The sequence below is a fragment of the Serratia sp. CY29653 genome (assembly GCF_052169255.1).
Lineage (GTDB): Bacteria > Pseudomonadota > Gammaproteobacteria > Enterobacterales > Enterobacteriaceae > Serratia > Serratia sarumanii.
On the sequence record NZ_JBJNLC010000002.1, the window covers coordinates 146,737 to 160,972 of the forward strand.

The 14,236-nt window shown below is 59.9% G+C and carries 14 protein-coding genes; 11 read left to right on the forward strand and 3 right to left on the reverse strand.

Going from position 1 to position 14,236, the window contains the following annotated elements; all coding sequences use genetic code 11:
• Positions 1–21 precede the first annotated feature (21 nt).
• The 5 genes from nlpI (at position 22) to yedF (ending at position 4,618) form a co-directional block, all read left to right on the forward strand.
• Entirely contained in the window at positions 22–906 is an 885-nt protein-coding gene (gene nlpI / locus ACJ8HN_RS14295) for a lipoprotein NlpI (RefSeq protein ID WP_033636826.1), read from the forward strand.
• A 122-nt stretch (positions 907–1,028) separates the two neighbouring features.
• Positions 1,029–1,103, forward strand: coding sequence for a protein YrbN (gene yrbN / locus ACJ8HN_RS14300; RefSeq protein ID WP_223182019.1), 75 nt, complete (start codon positions 1,029–1,031; stop codon positions 1,101–1,103).
• Positions 1,093–3,021 carry a DEAD/DEAH family ATP-dependent RNA helicase gene (locus ACJ8HN_RS14305; protein ID WP_193168868.1) on the forward strand — a complete coding sequence of 643 codons (1,929 nt, stop codon included), beginning with the start codon at positions 1,093–1,095 and terminating at the stop codon, positions 3,019–3,021. Before yrbN ends, ACJ8HN_RS14305 begins: the two co-directional genes overlap by 11 nt.
• Positions 3,022–3,167: 146 nt before the next feature.
• Positions 3,168–4,382, forward strand: a complete 1,215-nt coding sequence (gene yedE / locus ACJ8HN_RS14310) for a selenium metabolism membrane protein YedE/FdhT (protein ID WP_016929320.1) — start codon at positions 3,168–3,170, stop codon at positions 4,380–4,382.
• A complete protein-coding gene (yedF, locus tag ACJ8HN_RS14315) occupies positions 4,379–4,618 on the forward strand; it encodes a sulfurtransferase-like selenium metabolism protein YedF (protein ID WP_033636829.1) in 240 nt (79 codons plus the stop codon). The genes yedE and yedF overlap by 4 nt, the downstream gene beginning before the upstream one ends.
• A 38-nt stretch (positions 4,619–4,656) precedes the next feature.
• On the opposite strand, the gene ACJ8HN_RS14320 is transcribed toward yedF, so the two are convergent.
• Entirely contained in the window at positions 4,657–5,670 is a 1,014-nt protein-coding gene (locus tag ACJ8HN_RS14320; RefSeq protein ID WP_049288409.1) for a luciferase-like monooxygenase, read from the reverse strand.
• A 230-nt stretch (positions 5,671–5,900) separates the two neighbouring features.
• On the opposite strand from ACJ8HN_RS14320, the gene ACJ8HN_RS14325 reads away from it, so the two are divergent.
• The 4 genes from ACJ8HN_RS14325 to ACJ8HN_RS14340 all read left to right on the forward strand — a co-directional run bounded on the left by ACJ8HN_RS14325 (position 5,901) and on the right by ACJ8HN_RS14340 (position 9,673).
• Complete coding sequence (locus tag ACJ8HN_RS14325) at positions 5,901–6,872, forward strand: HlyD family secretion protein (RefSeq protein ID WP_141971295.1); 972 nt, start codon at positions 5,901–5,903, stop codon at positions 6,870–6,872.
• Positions 6,854–8,008, forward strand: a complete 1,155-nt coding sequence (locus tag ACJ8HN_RS14330) for an ABC transporter permease (RefSeq protein ID WP_049201576.1) — start codon at positions 6,854–6,856, stop codon at positions 8,006–8,008. Before ACJ8HN_RS14325 ends, ACJ8HN_RS14330 begins: the two co-directional genes overlap by 19 nt.
• On the forward strand, positions 8,005–9,144 hold the full coding sequence (locus ACJ8HN_RS14335; RefSeq protein WP_164038636.1) for an ABC transporter permease: 1,140 nt from the start codon (positions 8,005–8,007) through the stop codon (positions 9,142–9,144). Before ACJ8HN_RS14330 ends, ACJ8HN_RS14335 begins: the two co-directional genes overlap by 4 nt.
• 157 nt (positions 9,145–9,301) lie before the next feature.
• Positions 9,302–9,673: a hypothetical protein gene (locus ACJ8HN_RS14340; RefSeq protein WP_126171282.1), complete on the forward strand. Its 372-nt coding sequence runs from the start codon at positions 9,302–9,304 to the stop codon at positions 9,671–9,673.
• Positions 9,674–9,981: 308 nt separating this feature from the next.
• On the opposite strand, the gene ACJ8HN_RS14345 is transcribed toward ACJ8HN_RS14340, so the two are convergent.
• A complete protein-coding gene (locus ACJ8HN_RS14345) occupies positions 9,982–10,860 on the reverse strand; it encodes a U32 family peptidase (RefSeq protein ID WP_033636834.1) in 879 nt (292 codons plus the stop codon).
• Positions 10,861–10,871: 11 nt separating this feature from the next.
• Entirely contained in the window at positions 10,872–11,867 is a 996-nt protein-coding gene (gene ubiU, locus ACJ8HN_RS14350) for a ubiquinone anaerobic biosynthesis protein UbiU (RefSeq protein WP_442523600.1), read from the reverse strand.
• 258 nt (positions 11,868–12,125) lie between these two features.
• On the opposite strand from ubiU, the gene ubiT reads away from it, so the two are divergent.
• Both ubiT and ACJ8HN_RS14360 read left to right on the forward strand, forming a co-directional pair.
• A complete protein-coding gene (gene ubiT, locus ACJ8HN_RS14355; protein ID WP_039567957.1) occupies positions 12,126–12,647 on the forward strand; it encodes a ubiquinone anaerobic biosynthesis accessory factor UbiT in 522 nt (173 codons plus the stop codon).
• Positions 12,641–13,144, forward strand: coding sequence for a GNAT family N-acetyltransferase (locus tag ACJ8HN_RS14360; RefSeq protein WP_049201571.1), 504 nt, complete (start codon positions 12,641–12,643; stop codon positions 13,142–13,144). Before ubiT ends, ACJ8HN_RS14360 begins: the two co-directional genes overlap by 7 nt.
• Positions 13,145–14,236 lie beyond the last annotated feature (1,092 nt).

Here is a 14,236-nt window from a genome sequence, read left to right on the forward strand (position 1 = left end):
GTTTGTCTTCGGGAGTGGGAAATGAAGCCTTTCTTGCGCTGGTGTTACGTTGCGACAGCACTCATGCTGGCAGGATGCAGCAACCATGATTGGCGTAAAGACGAAGTTTTGGCAATCCCGTTGCAGCCAACGTTGCAGCAGGAAGTGATCCTGGCGCGCATGGAACAAATTCTTGCCAGCCGGGCACTGACGGATGACGAACGCGCACAGCTTTTATATGAGCGCGGTGTGCTGTATGATAGCCTCGGGTTACGTGCATTAGCGCGCAATGATTTCTCGCAGGCGCTGGCGATACGTCCCGACATGCCGGAAGTTTTCAACTACCTGGGCATTTACTTAACGCAGGCAGGCAATTTTGATGCTGCCTATGAAGCGTTTGATTCTGTACTAGAGCTTGATCCAACTTACAATTACGCGCGTTTAAACCGGGGCATCGCACTGTATTATGGCGGCCGCTTCCCGTTGGCGCAGGATGATCTGCAGGCGTTTTATCAAGACGACCCAAACGATCCCTTCCGTTCGTTATGGCTGTATCTGGTGGAGCGAGAAATCGATCCCAAGAAGGCCGAGGTAGCGCTTCAGCAGCGCTATGACAAAGCGGACAGAGGGCAATGGGGATGGAATATTGTCGAATTCTACCTGGGCAAGATCAGCGAAAAAACGCTGATGGAACGCCTAAAGGCAGATGCAACGGATAACACTTCGCTCGCTGAGCATCTCAGTGAAACTGACTTCTATTTGGGTAAACACTACCTGAGTCTGGGGGACAAGGACACCGCTTCGGCGCTGTTCAAACTGACGGTGGCTAACAACGTTCACAACTTCGTTGAGCACCGCTATGCATTGTTGGAATTGGCGCTTTTGGGCCAAGAGCAAGACGACCTATCGGAATCGGACCAGCAATAGCTGACGAACACCTATCAGCCTGATGAACATTGGTTTTTAACCAAAGTTATCGCCTTCACGGGCGAGGGCTTTTTTGTTCGTTTTATAATCTAATTTGAGCCGGTTCACACTTTTCAATGAAAATGACTGAAAATTTTCTCGACGAGTTATGTAGACTGGCTGCCATTATTAATGAGGCACGTGTACATGACGACTGAGTTTGAAACCTCTTTTGCTGATCTGGGGCTGTCTGCTCCAATCATTTCCGCCCTGAACGATCTGGGCTATGAAAAACCATCTCCGATCCAGGCTGAGTGTATTCCTCACCTGTTGAACGGCCGCGACGTGCTGGGCATGGCACAGACCGGTAGTGGTAAAACTGCAGCGTTCTCGCTGCCGCTGCTGCACAACCTGCAGGCAGACCTGAAAGCACCTCAGATCCTGGTGCTGGCACCGACCCGCGAACTGGCGGTTCAGGTTGCCGAAGCGATGACTGATTTCTCCAAACACATGAACGGCGTCAACGTGGTAGCCCTGTACGGCGGCCAGCGTTACGACGTGCAGCTGCGCGCTCTGCGCCAGGGCCCGCAAATCGTTGTGGGTACCCCAGGCCGCCTGCTGGACCACCTGAAGCGCGGCACCCTGAACCTCTCCAACCTGAGCGGTCTGGTGCTGGATGAAGCCGACGAAATGCTGCGCATGGGCTTTATCGAAGACGTAGAAACCATCATGGCTGAGATCCCGGCTGAACATCAGACCGCGCTGTTCTCCGCCACCATGCCGGAAGCGATCCGTCGCATCACCCGCCGCTTTATGAAAGAGCCGCAGGAAGTGCGCATCCAGTCCAGCGTGACCACCCGTCCGGACATCAGCCAGAGCTACTGGTCGGTGTACGGCATGCGTAAAAACGAAGCGCTGGTGCGTTTCCTGGAAGCCGAAGACTTTGACGCAGCGATCATCTTCGTGCGCACCAAGAACGCGACCCTGGAAGTGGCCGAAGCGCTGGAGCGCAGCGGTTACAGCAGCGCCGCACTGAACGGCGACATGAACCAGGCGCTGCGTGAGCAGACCCTGGAGCGCCTGAAAGACGGTCGTCTGGATATCCTGATCGCAACCGACGTTGCGGCCCGCGGCCTGGACGTTGAGCGCATCAGCCTGGTTGTCAACTACGACATCCCGATGGACTCCGAGTCTTACGTTCACCGTATCGGCCGTACCGGTCGTGCGGGCCGCGCCGGCCGCGCGCTGCTGTTCGTGGAAAACCGCGAACGCCGCCTGCTGCGCAACATCGAACGCACCATGAAGCTGACCATCCCGGAAGTGGAACTGCCGAACGCAGAACTGCTGGGCGAGCGCCGTCTGGCCAAGTTCGCCGCAAAAGTTCAGCAGCAGCTGGAAAGCAGCGATCTGGATCTGTACCGCGCGCTGCTGACCAAACTGCAGCCGGAAGAAGAGCTGGATATGGAAACCCTGGCCGCAGCGCTGCTGAAAATGGCTCAGGGCGAACGTCCGCTGATCCTGCCGCCGGATCCGGTCTTCAAGCCGCGTCAGCGCCGCGAATTCAACGACCGTGACGATCGTCGCGGTGACCGTGGCGATCGCCGCGACAGCCGTGACGGCGATCGTCCGCGTCGCGAACGTCGTGACGTTGGCGAAATGCAGCTGTACCGCATCGAAGTGGGCCGTGACGATGGCGTAGAAGTCCGTCACATCGTTGGCGCTATCGCTAACGAAGGCGACATCAGCAGCCGTTACATCGGTAACATCAAGCTGTTCGCTTCCCACTCCACCATCGAGCTGCCAAAAGGCATGCCGGGCGAGATCCTGAATCACTTCACTCGCACCCGCATCCTGAACAAGCCGATGAACATGCAGCTGCTGGGCGATGCACAGCCGTTCGAACGTCGCGAGCGTCGTGACGGTGGCAACGGCGGCGAGCGTCGTAGCAACGGCAACGGTCGTCCGTTCAACGGCGAACGTCGCGAAGGCGGCCCACGTCGTTCCTTCGGCGAACGTCGTGAAGGCGGTAACGGCGGCGAGCGTCGTGGCGGTAACTTCAACCGTGACGGTAAGCCAGCGCCACGCCGTGATGACGCAGCACCTGCCGCACCACGTCGTCGTTTCGGCGACGCGTAATCGCTGATTCACCGTTCGCGGTGAAGCGCTCTGAAAAACCAGCCTGCGGGCTGGTTTTTTTATGCCTGAAAGTTGCCGTCAAACGCCCCTGAATGGCGTATCATTCATAAGGTTTTTTCTTACGGATGATATGCACGGGAGATGCCATGAGTTGGCAGCAGTTCAAATCTCAATACCTGGTGCGCTTTTGGGCGCCGCTGCCGGCGGTGATCGCCGCCGGGATCCTTTCTACCTACTACTTCGGCATGACCGGCACCTTCTGGGCGGTGACCGGCGAATTCACTCGCTGGGGCGGCCATGTGCTGCAGTGGTTCGGCTTGCACCCTGAGCAGTGGGGCTATTTCAAGGTTATCGGCCTGCAGGGCACGCCGCTGGAGCGCATCGACGGGCGCATGATCATCGGCATGTTCGCCGGCTGCATCGCCGCCGCGCTGTGGGCTAACAACATCAAGCTGCGCCAGCCGCAGCACCGCATTCGCATCGTGCAGGCGCTGCTGGGCGGCATTATCGCCGGTTTCGGCGCGCGCCTGGCGATGGGCTGTAACCTGGCGGCGTTCTTCACCGGCATTCCGCAGTTCTCGCTGCACGCCTGGTTCTTCGCGCTGGCGACCGCCGCAGGGTCGTACTTCGGCGCCAAATTCACGCTGCTGCCGATGTTCCGCATTCCGGTTAAATTGCAAAAGGTGAAGGCCGCCGCGCCGCTGACGCAGAAGCCTGAGCAGGCGCGCCGCCGCTTCCGGCTGGGCATGGCGGTCTTCGGCCTGGCGGTGGCCTGGTCGCTGTGGACGCTGTTCGATGCGCCGAAGCTCGGCATCGCCATGTTGTTCGGCATCGGCTTCGGTCTGCTGATCGAACGCGCGCAGATCTGCTTCACCTCGGCGTTTCGCGATCTGTGGATCACCGGCCGCACCCACATGGCGAAAGCCATCATCATCGGCATGGCGGTGAGCGCCATCGGCATCTTCAGCTATGTGCAGCTCGGCGTGGCGCCGAAAATCATGTGGGCCGGCCCGAATGCGGTGCTGGGCGGCCTGCTGTTCGGCTTCGGTATCGTGCTGGCCGGCGGTTGCGAGACCGGCTGGATGTACCGCGCGGTGGAAGGGCAGGTGCACTACTGGTGGGTGGGGCTGGGCAACATCATCGGCGCCACGCTGCTGGCCTATTACTGGGACGATCTGGCGCCGGCGCTGGCGACCGACTACGACAAGATCAACCTGCTCGACACCTTCGGCCCGATCGGCGGCCTGCTGGTGACCTACCTGCTGCTGGCGCTGGCCTTCGCCGCCATGCTGTGGTGGGAGAAACGCTTTTTCCGCGCCCGGCCTGAGGCGCAGGTGGTGAATTTGAGGAGCATGCCATGAAAGAGAAGACGATAGTGCCGGACTACCGGCTGGACATGCTGGGCGAGCCTTGCCCGTACCCGGCGGTGGCGACGCTGGAGGCGATGCCGCAGCTGAAGCCGGGGGAAATCCTGGAGGTGATCAGCGATTGCCCGCAGTCGATCAACAACATCCCGCTCGATGCGCGCAACCACGGCTACAAGGTGCTGGATATCCAGCAGGACGGGCCGACCATCCGCTATCTGATCCAGCGTTAACGCCGAGGCGGTGGGGTTCCCCACCGCCTTTTCGCTTTTTATCCCTTCACGACGTCGCCTTTCACTCCGGCAACAATCTCGAACGAACGCAGCCGCGCCTGATGATCGAAGATCTGGCCGTTGACCATGATCTCGTCGGCATCGGTTTCACGCAGCAGCGTTTGCAGCCCGTGGCGCACGGTTTTTTCATCGCCGACGATCGACATCCGCAGCGCCTGCTCGACGCCGTATTGCTCACCGGCGGTCCACAGCGCGTGGATGTTATCCACCGGCGGCGGCAGCGGGCCGGGCGACCCGCGGCGCAGGTTGATGAATTGTTGCTGCATCGAGCTGAACAGGAAGCGCGCATCGCTATCGCTGTCGGCGGCGATCACGTTGACGCACACCATGGCGTGCGGTTGCGCCAGCTGTTTGGACGGTTTGAAGTTTTCGCGGTACAGCTGCAGCGCCTGGAACAGCATATCCGGGGCGAAGTGCGAGGCGAAGGCGAACGGCAGGCCAAGCTGCGCCGCCAACTGCGCGCTGTAGAGGCTGGAGCCGAGCAGCCAGAGCGGCACGTGCAGCCCCTGGCCCGGCACCGCCTGCACCGGCTGGCCGGGCTGCGCGTCGCAGAAGTAGTTTTGCAGCTCCTGCACGTCGCGCGGGAAGGTATCCACATCGCCGGACAGGTGGCGGCGCAGCGCCATCATGGTGCGCTGATCGGTGCCGGGCGCGCGGCCCAGCCCCAGATCGATGCGGCCGGGGTAGAGCGACTCCAGCGTGCCGAACTGCTCGGCGATCACCAGCGGCGCATGGTTCGGCAGCATCACGCCGCCGGAGCCGAGGCGAATGCTCTGGGTGCCGGCGGCCAGATAGCCCAGCAGCACCGAGGTGGCGGCGCTGCCGATGCCGGTCATGTTGTGGTGCTCGGCCAGCCAGTAGCGCCGGTAGCCCCAGCGTTCGGCGTGCTGCGCCAAATCCAGCGAACAGTGGAAAGCGTCGCGCGCTTTGGCCCCTTGCGGGATTGGCGATAAATCCAGCACCGACAGCGGTACCGCAGTGTTTTCAGTCATGACATCGTCCATCAGAGAGTGGATCGCTTAAAGGGCGATTGCAGGAGTCTGCATACCAAAAGGCCGAAAATGATGCTTTTTAGTGTTAAAAGCATAATCCAATTTATAGTTATAAAAGAGGAGATATGTGCTTGTGATATCCTCATGAGAGCAATGGTGTTTTTTGGAGCAATTTAAGACATGGAAATGATGATCCCCGCCCGCCGCTTACCGTCCCGGGAGCCGACATAATGAAAAAAAAGACGCTGTTTACCCTATTGCTGATGATGGTGGCGATCGCATTGGCGATCTTGTTCCGCGCGCACAATCAGGATCTGTTACTGCAGGGGGAAGTGGATGCCCCCGAAGTGATCGTCGCTTCCAAGGCGAAAGGCCGGGTGGTTGAACGCCTGATCGAACGCGGCGACGACGTGAAAAGCGGTCAGTTGATCATCCAGCTCGACAGCCCCGAACTGATGGCGCAGCTGCGTTCCGCGCAGGCGACGCGCGACGAGGCCAAGGCGCAGCTCGAGCTGTCGCTGCACGGCACCCGTGAAGAGAGCATCCGCAACCTGCGCGCCAACCTGGCGCAGGCCGAGGCGCAGTACCGCAATGCGCAAAACGACTACAACCGCAACCTGAGCGTGGCCGGCAAGGGCTATATCTCGAAGTCCGAGCTGGACGCTTCGCGCCGGGCGCGCGACACCGGCTTCCAGCAGGTGCAGGCGGCCAAGGCCAACCTGGACGAAGGCATCAACGGCGACCGCGTCGAGCAGCGGCAGCAATATGCGGCGGCGCTGCGGGCGGCGGAAGAGAACCTGCTGCAGATCCAGGCGCAGAGCGACGATCTGCAGGTGAAAGCGCCGGTGGACGGCGAAGTGGGGCCGATCCCGGCCGAAGTGGGGGAATTGCTGAACGCCGGCAGCCCGCTGGTGACGCTGATCCGGGTGCCGGACGCCTATTTCGTGTTTAACCTGCGCGAAGACATCCTGGCTCACGTGCGCAAAGGCGACAAGGTCAAGCTGCGTGTGCCGGCGCTGAAGGACAAAATGATCGACACCGAGGTGCGCTACATCGCGCCGCTGGGGGATTACGCCACCAAGCGCGCCACCCGCGCCACCGGCGACTTCGACCTGAAAACCTTCGAAGTGCGCCTGTATCCGTCACAGCCGGTGGACGGCCTGCGTCCGGGGATGAGCACCTTATGGCAATGGAAAGAGTAAGGGCCGGCTGGCGCTGCTTCAGTCACGCGTTCGACAAAGAGTGCCGCGTCGCCTTTCGCAGCCCGGTGGTGCACTGGCTGAGTTGGATCTTTCCGCTGATCCTGTTTGGGCTGATCAGCAGCAACTTCTCCGAAGGCACGCTGCTCGATCTGCCGGTCTCGGTGGTGGACAGCGATCACAGCCCGCTGTCCAAATCGCTGACGCGGCGGCTGGACGCCGGGTCGCATGCCCACGTCGAGGCCTACGGCGGCGGGCTGCCGGAGTCGCTGAACCGCCTGCGCAGCGCGCAGGATTACGCGTTGCTGTACATCCCGCCGGACTTCGAGGCCAACGCGCTGTCGGGCAAGCAGCCGAGCGTGGTGATGTACTACAACGCGCTGTTCTACGGCGCCGGGCTGTACTCCACCCAGGACTTCGGCGGCCTGATGAACGAAATCAACGCCAGCACCCGCAGCATCATCGCCACCGAAATGGGCAAATCGTTGCCGCCGCTGGCGGACGTGACGCTCTCTTACGGCAGCCTGTTCAACGCCAGCGGCAGCTATATCTATTATCAGCAGTTCGCCGCCACCATTCACCTGCTGCAGCTGTTCGTGGTGACCTGCATGATCTACGTGCTGGCGCGCAGCAAATCGCTGCTGCAGGCCAAGCCGTTCAGCCTGGCGCTGCTCGGCAAGCTGGCGCCTTACACGCTGTGTTTCACCACCCTGCTGATGGTGGAGATCGCGGCGCTGGTGGGCATCTTTGACGCCCGCGTCAGCGGCAACCCGCTGTTTATGCTGATGATCGGCCTGTTTTACGTGATGGCGGCGCAGAGCATCGGCCTGCTGCTGTATACCTTTACCGGCAGCACCATCACCGCCTACAGCCTGATCGGTATTTTGGTCAGTATCGCGATGACCTTCTCCGGCATGGCGGTGCCTGAGCTGTCGATGCCGCTGCCGGCGCGCATCATTTCCAACATCGAACCGCTGACCCACGCGCTGTACGCGATGTTCGACGTGTTCCTGAGGCAGGTGCACGCCAGCGCCATTTTCAGCGTGTGTGCGCTGCTGGCGGTCTACCCGCTGGTGGCCGCGCTGCTGGTGCGTAATCGCCTGCCGGCGCGGCTGGAAAAAGAGGGGAACGCCGGATGAAGCTCTATTGGCAAACCTTCGTTAAGGTGCTGCTCGGCATGCTGGAGCGGCCGGTGTGGCTGATGCTGATCCTGTCGCTGTGCATCATGAGCCTGGTGTACGCCAACCGCACGGTGTGGGATCTGCCGGTGGGGGTGGTCGATCAGGATCACAGCACCGCCAGCCGGCAGCTGATCCGCCAGCTGGACGCCACCTCCAAGATAGCGATCGAAACCTACGACAGCCTGGAGCAGGCGCAGCGCGATCTCGGCTGGCGCAAGCTGTTTGCGGTGATCATCATGCCGGTGGATCTGGAGAAGAAGATCCTCAGCGGGCAGAACATCGTGGTGCCGGTGTACGGCGACGCCACCAACCGCCTGGCCAACGGCCAGATCCAACAGGACGTGGTGGCGGCCTACCAGCAGCTGCTGACGGAGTACAACAACGGGCTGCTGCTGCGCAGCGGCTTCAGCGAACGGCAGGCTCAGATACTGCTGACGCCGATACTGGGGCAAACGCTGGACGTGTTTAACCCCGGCATCAGCTTCGCGGCGATCATCTTTCCCGGCCTGCTGGTGATGCTGTTGCAGCACTCGCTGCTGATCGCCTGTATCCGCGTCAACATCGCCATGAAGAGCATGCCCGGCGGCAAGGCGCCGCTGGCGGCGCACCTCGGCGGGCTGACGGCGCTGCTGCCGATCTGGCTGTTCCTGTCGATCGTGCTGTTCGTGCTGTGGCCGTGGGTATTGGGCTACAGGCAGACGGCGAACATCGCCGAACTGCTGCTGCTGACCTTCCCGTTCCTGCTGGCGGTGCTGGGGCTGGGCAAGCTGGTGACCGAGTGCCTGCGCAGCGTCGAAATGATCTACCTGACGCTGGCGTTCATCACCACGCCGATCTTCTACCTGTCCGGCACCATCTGGCCGCTGCAGTCGATGCCGGCCTGGGTGCGCGCCATCTCCTACAGCATTCCCTCCACCTGGGGCACCAAGGCGATCGCCGGCGTCAACCAGATGGGGCTGTCGCTGAACGAAGTGTGGGGCGACGTGATGATGATGCTGGTGCTCGGCGTGGTCTACACCCTGCTGGGCTTCGGCGTCGGCTTCTTGCGCAACAGCGTGGCGCTGCGCGGGATGTTCAGGAAGCGGCGGGCGTAGGGAACCAATAAAGGCGCCATATTCGGCGCCTTTATTATTTCGTATTATCGATATGTTTAAGGTTGTTTATTTAGCGGGATGTCTATTGTTATTTTGATTTAATTTCTTATATTGACTTTGGTAATTGTCATTGTCGACCGGTTTAGGGAATTAATGGTTGGCGTTAGTTTTATCTATAACGTGTTATTTAAAGGATAATATAAATATGTCAACAATAAGAGAGCTTACTTCTGATGAGATGAAACTGATTGGCGGTTGTGGTGATGGAAATAACGGCGGCGATCGTGACAGGCCAAGCAGAGGTGCACCAAACTCCTGTGCCAATCAGGTTGGAATGGGTATCATCATTGGCGCATTTACCGGTTTTTCAGGTGGCCCGCCAGGGATGATAGGTATGGCGGTTGCCGGTGGCTTGATGGGGGCGGTCTCTTGCGCCGATAACAGCCCCGCAGGGAATAATAAGAATAACGGTGGTGCCTTGGGTGGCAATAAAAACGCCAATAGCGTTAATGGGCAGTGTCGATGGTGATGAGAACATCGCTTTTACCGTTTCAACAATAGAGGGTGGGTTATGGCCAATAGACGTATTTTAGACCCGCTTTGTAATATGATGGCGCTAACGTTGAGCATGTTACTTGTCTCGTTCTCCTCGCTAAGTGTTATTTCATACGGAGAACATTTGGTAGATGCGGTCATCGCGGTTTTTACTTATTTTGGTATCAGAAGCTGCTGCCTGATGTGTGTAAGTTTATTCCATTGGTTCCACGGCGGAAATAACCGTATTCATCTTGATAAATAAACAATGCCGGCGACAGTGCGCCGCCGGCGCTTACCTCGCTAAGACACCAACTCCAATCCCGCCACGCGGCGCCAGTAGCCGTTGCAGTCGGCGTGATCGGTCAAGGCCAGCGGCTTTTCGCCGCGTTCGTTGGCGCGGAAGGCATCGATTTGCGCCAGCGTCTCGGCGCCCTGCGGCGACAGCCGCACGATGTCCACCAGCCCCTGCATGCTCGGCAGCTCGTTGCCGAGGTTGTAGCAGTAGCCGCTCATGGTCTGAATGCCGTTGAGCACGAACACCTGTTGTTGCTCCTGCGAGCGCATCATGCGGCCCTGCGGATACTTGATGCAGCAGGTTTCGCACTCGTCCTTGCCGCGGTTCTCCGAGCGGGCGGTGAAGCAGCGCGCCGAATAGGCCAGCGGCAGGTGGCCGTAGCTCAGCACCTCCACCTCGAAATCATGGCGGAAGCCCAGCTCGTCGCACTGCGTCAGCAGGTTGGCCAGCCAGTCGCGCGACAGCTCGACCGGCATGCACCAGCGCATCATGCCCTGGCGGCGCAGCAGGCGCAGGGTATAGGCGTTGTAGCAGTTCAGCGCGTGGCCGGCGACGAACGGCAAGCCGCGCTCCGCCGCCATGTTCACCGCGCCCAGATCGTTGGCTTCAAACAGGAACTCGCCGTTCTCCACATAGCGTTTCAGCTCATTCAGCTCGGACGGCGCCTGCAGCAGCGCCAGCGTAGAGATCACCACCTGCTTGCCGCTGCGGGCGATTTCGCGCGCCAGCGCCAGCCAATCGCCGACCTTCATCTCGCGCCGCTTGGTGCAGACGCTCTCTCCGAGGTAAATGATGTCGGCGCTGCTCTCCGTCGCCTGTTGATAGAACGCCGCGATGTCGTTTTTCGGCCAGTAGTAGAGCACCGGCCCCAGTGCGTATTTCATGTTTCCTCCGGCTACTGCCATTTGCGGTGATAGGCGCCCAGCGTGGTCTGGGTGCCCTCGGACATCGCGCCCAGCGTCTCCATCCAGGCGGCGTCGGCACGGTAGGCGGCCGGATCGGCCTGGCAGCGATCGAGCGCCTGGCGCCAGACGCGCGCCACCTGGCTGACGTAAGCCGGGCTGCGCTGGCGGCCTTCGATCTTCACCGAGGCGATGTTGGCGGCCAGCAGCTCCGGCAGCAGCTCCAGCGTATTGAGGCTGGTGGGCTCTTCCAGCGCGTGGTAGCGCACGTCGTCCACCAGATAGCGGCCCTTGCACAGCGTCGGGTAGCCGGCGTTTTCATGGTCCTGGTAGCGGTCGATCAGCACGTCGTTCAGGCGCGACTCCATGCCCTGCGGGGTTTGCTGCCAGCGCACGAACCGTGCCGGCGAACAGGCGCCGACGGTGTTCGGCGATTCGCCGGTCAGGTAGGAAGAGAGATAGCAGCGCCCCTCGGCCATGATGCACAGGCTGCCGAAGGCGAACACTTCCAGCGGCACCGGGCTGGTGCGCGCCAGCTGTTTCACCTGATGCATCGACAGCACGCGCGGCAGCACCACCCGGCCCACCTCGAAGTTGCGCTGGTAGAAACGGATCGCCTCTTCGTTGGTGGCGGAGGCCTGCACCGAAACGTGGCGCTCCAGCTGCGGGTAGCGCTGGGCGGCGTATTCCAGCATCGCCAGATCCGCCAGAATCAGCGCGTCGGCGCCCAGTTGGGCCGCCATATCCACCGCGCGCTGCCAGCGGGCGTAGCCGTCGGGATGGGCGAAGGTGTTGATGGCGATATGCAGCTTGCGGTCGTGGCGGTGCACGTAATCGACCGCTTCCTGCAGTTTTTTCTCGGTGAAGTTGAGGCCGGCGAAGTGGCGCGCGTTGGTATCGTCTTTCAGGCCGATGTAAACGGCGTCGGCGCCGTTATCCACCGCGGCCTTCAGGGCCGGCAGGTTGCCGGCGGGACAAAGCAGCTCCATAGATTTATCCTGGCTTAGCCGTGCGCCCGGCCGGGCGCACGCTGTCTTTAAAGGTTGCCGACGGCGGTGTTCCGACGGCAAACGCGAATCGGGGAGGCCATTTTAGGCAAAGGGACGCGCACAGGTTTTGATTTGAGGCAGCTTATGGCGTATTGATAAACGTGGCGGTGAAATGCACTATTTGTTGATATAGACCGCTGAAGCCGCGCATCAGTGTGGCAAAATAGCGGTAGTCCGTATTGAAAGGAGTGGATGACCGTGTTGGAACAACTACGAGCACGCCTTGTGCGCCAGGGGCCGTCGCTGCTGCGCATCCCGCTGAAATTCACGCCATTCGCCCTGCAGCGCCAACTGCTGCAACAGGTGCTGAGCTGGCAATTCCGCCAGGCGTTGGCGGATGGGGATCTGGAATTTCTCGAATCGCGCTGGCTGAAGATCGAAGTTCGCGATCTGGCGCTACAATGGTTTATGACGGTAGAAAACGACAAACTGGTGGTCAGCCAGCACGCCGAAGCGGACGTCAGCTTCAGCGGCGACGCCAACGATCTGATCCTGATCGCGGCGCGCAAGCAAGATCCGGATACGCTGTTCTTTCAGCGTCGGCTGCAGATTGAAGGGGATACCGAATTGGGCCTGTATGTGAAAAATTTGATGGACGCCATCGAGCTGGAAAGCATGCCCGCGCCGCTGCGCATGGGGCTGTTGCAGTTGGCTGATTTTGTCGAAGCAGGGTTGCAGGAGGGCACGGCGTCGGCTTCCCGTGTGGCGGTATCATGCTGATCCGCGTAGAGATCCCGGTAGACGCGGCGGGCATCGACGCCTTGCTGCGCCGCGCCTTTGGCCGCGATGACGAAGCCGATTTGGTGCAGCAGCTGCGCGAAGACGGCCTGCTGACGCTGGGTGTGGTCGCCACTGACGACGAAGGCGGGGTAGTGGGTTACGCCGCGTTCAGCCCGGTAGACGTGGCTGGCGAAGACCGCCAATGGGTGGCGCTGGCGCCGCTGGCGGTAGACGAAAGCCTGCGCCGCCAGGGGCTGGCTGAAAAGCTGGTGTACGAAGGCTTGGATTCGCTGAACGAATTCAGCTACGCCGCTGTGGTGGTGCTGGGCGAGCCGGCCTACTACGGCCGCTTCGGCTTTAAACCGGCCGCCGCCTATGGCCTGCACTGCCGCTGGCCGGACACGGAAAGCGCGTTCCAGGTCTACCCGCTGGCGGAAGACGCCCTGAATGGCGTCAGCGGCGAAGTGGCTTTTTCGGCACCGTTTAATCGCTTCTAGCACTCGGCAACAAATACTCCAACGACAGCGGCGGGTGACTCACCAGCCGCTCTTTTTGTATTTTGCTCAGCTGTTTGAGCTGGCAATTCAGGCCATCTGTGGGGGCTATGCGTCTGAGTGGGACGGATGGTGATACCAAACAGGGAACCTATAATAATTCCCCCCTAAAATGCAAAAATGTCACCTTACCCCGTTCTTGTTTGCCGAACCCTTTTTTGAGTGCCACTTTTAATTGATTGATTTAAAGTCATATTTTTAAACTCTTTAAAAAAGGCTTTTTGAACGGAGATTTCGATTTTCCTCCATCAATCAGCTGATTAGCGCTAATATGCAACGGTGCACTGCCGTACAGGCAGCTTAGAAAATCCAGACCGGATCTTCATCCTTGGCGACTACGTGCACTGCCGTACAGGCAGCTTAGAAAATCATCTGAAGCTTGAGCGCCGGATTTTGCGGGTGCACTGCCGTACAGGCAGCTTAGAAAAGCGGGAATGAACCGGGTCTAACTGGCCGCCAGTGCACTGCCGTACAGGCAGCTTAGAAAACCAACGGCGACGAGCGTGACGCGCAGATCGAGTGCACTGCCGTACAGGCAGCTTAGAAAAGATGCGGTGGATCGAACACGACGACAGGGAAGTGCACTGCCGTACAGGCAGCTTAGAAACGTTTGCCAAGGCAGAAAGTTAACAAGGCTAAGTGCACTGCCGTACAGGCAGCTTAGAAAAAAAACCGATACCGATCATTCATCATGAGAGGGTGCACTGCCGTACAGGCAGCTTAGAAAATTTGTTAAAGCAGTGGTCGAGGATGTGAAGCGTGCACTGCCGTACAGGCAGCTTAGAAAGTTCGCGCAAACGGGAAATCGTGATGCAGCCTGTGCACTGCTGTATAGGCAGCTTAGAAATAGCTGGCGGGTAGTGATTTCGCCGGTATCGGTGCACTGCCGTATAGGCAGCTTAGAGACTGGGCGGCGCGCATGCGTTGGTAGTAGATGAGTTCAATGCCGTACAGGCAGCTTAGAAACCGACTGCGGCTACGCCTTGTCGTGACCACTCCGTGCACTGCCGTACAGGCAGAATATAGGAAAAAGTA

Coding starts and splice junctions, on each gene's coding strand:
- nlpI (WP_033636826.1), top strand. CDS start 22: ATGAAGCCTTTCTTGCGCTGGTGTTACGTTGCGACAGCACTCATGCTG.
- ACJ8HN_RS14305 (WP_193168868.1), top strand. CDS start 1,093: ATGACGACTGAGTTTGAAACCTCTTTTGCTGATCTGGGGCTGTCTGCT.
- yedE (WP_016929320.1), top strand. CDS start 3,168: ATGAGTTGGCAGCAGTTCAAATCTCAATACCTGGTGCGCTTTTGGGCG.
- yedF (WP_033636829.1), top strand. CDS start 4,379: ATGAAAGAGAAGACGATAGTGCCGGACTACCGGCTGGACATGCTGGGC.
- ACJ8HN_RS14320 (WP_049288409.1), bottom strand. CDS start 5,670: ATGACTGAAAACACTGCGGTACCGCTGTCGGTGCTGGATTTATCGCCA.
- ACJ8HN_RS14325 (WP_141971295.1), top strand. CDS start 5,901: ATGAAAAAAAAGACGCTGTTTACCCTATTGCTGATGATGGTGGCGATC.
- ACJ8HN_RS14330 (WP_049201576.1), top strand. CDS start 6,854: ATGGCAATGGAAAGAGTAAGGGCCGGCTGGCGCTGCTTCAGTCACGCG.
- ACJ8HN_RS14335 (WP_164038636.1), top strand. CDS start 8,005: ATGAAGCTCTATTGGCAAACCTTCGTTAAGGTGCTGCTCGGCATGCTG.
- ACJ8HN_RS14345 (WP_033636834.1), bottom strand. CDS start 10,860: ATGAAATACGCACTGGGGCCGGTGCTCTACTACTGGCCGAAAAACGAC.
- ubiU (WP_442523600.1), bottom strand. CDS start 11,867: ATGGAGCTGCTTTGTCCCGCCGGCAACCTGCCGGCCCTGAAGGCCGCG.
- ACJ8HN_RS14360 (WP_049201571.1), top strand. CDS start 12,641: ATGCTGATCCGCGTAGAGATCCCGGTAGACGCGGCGGGCATCGACGCC.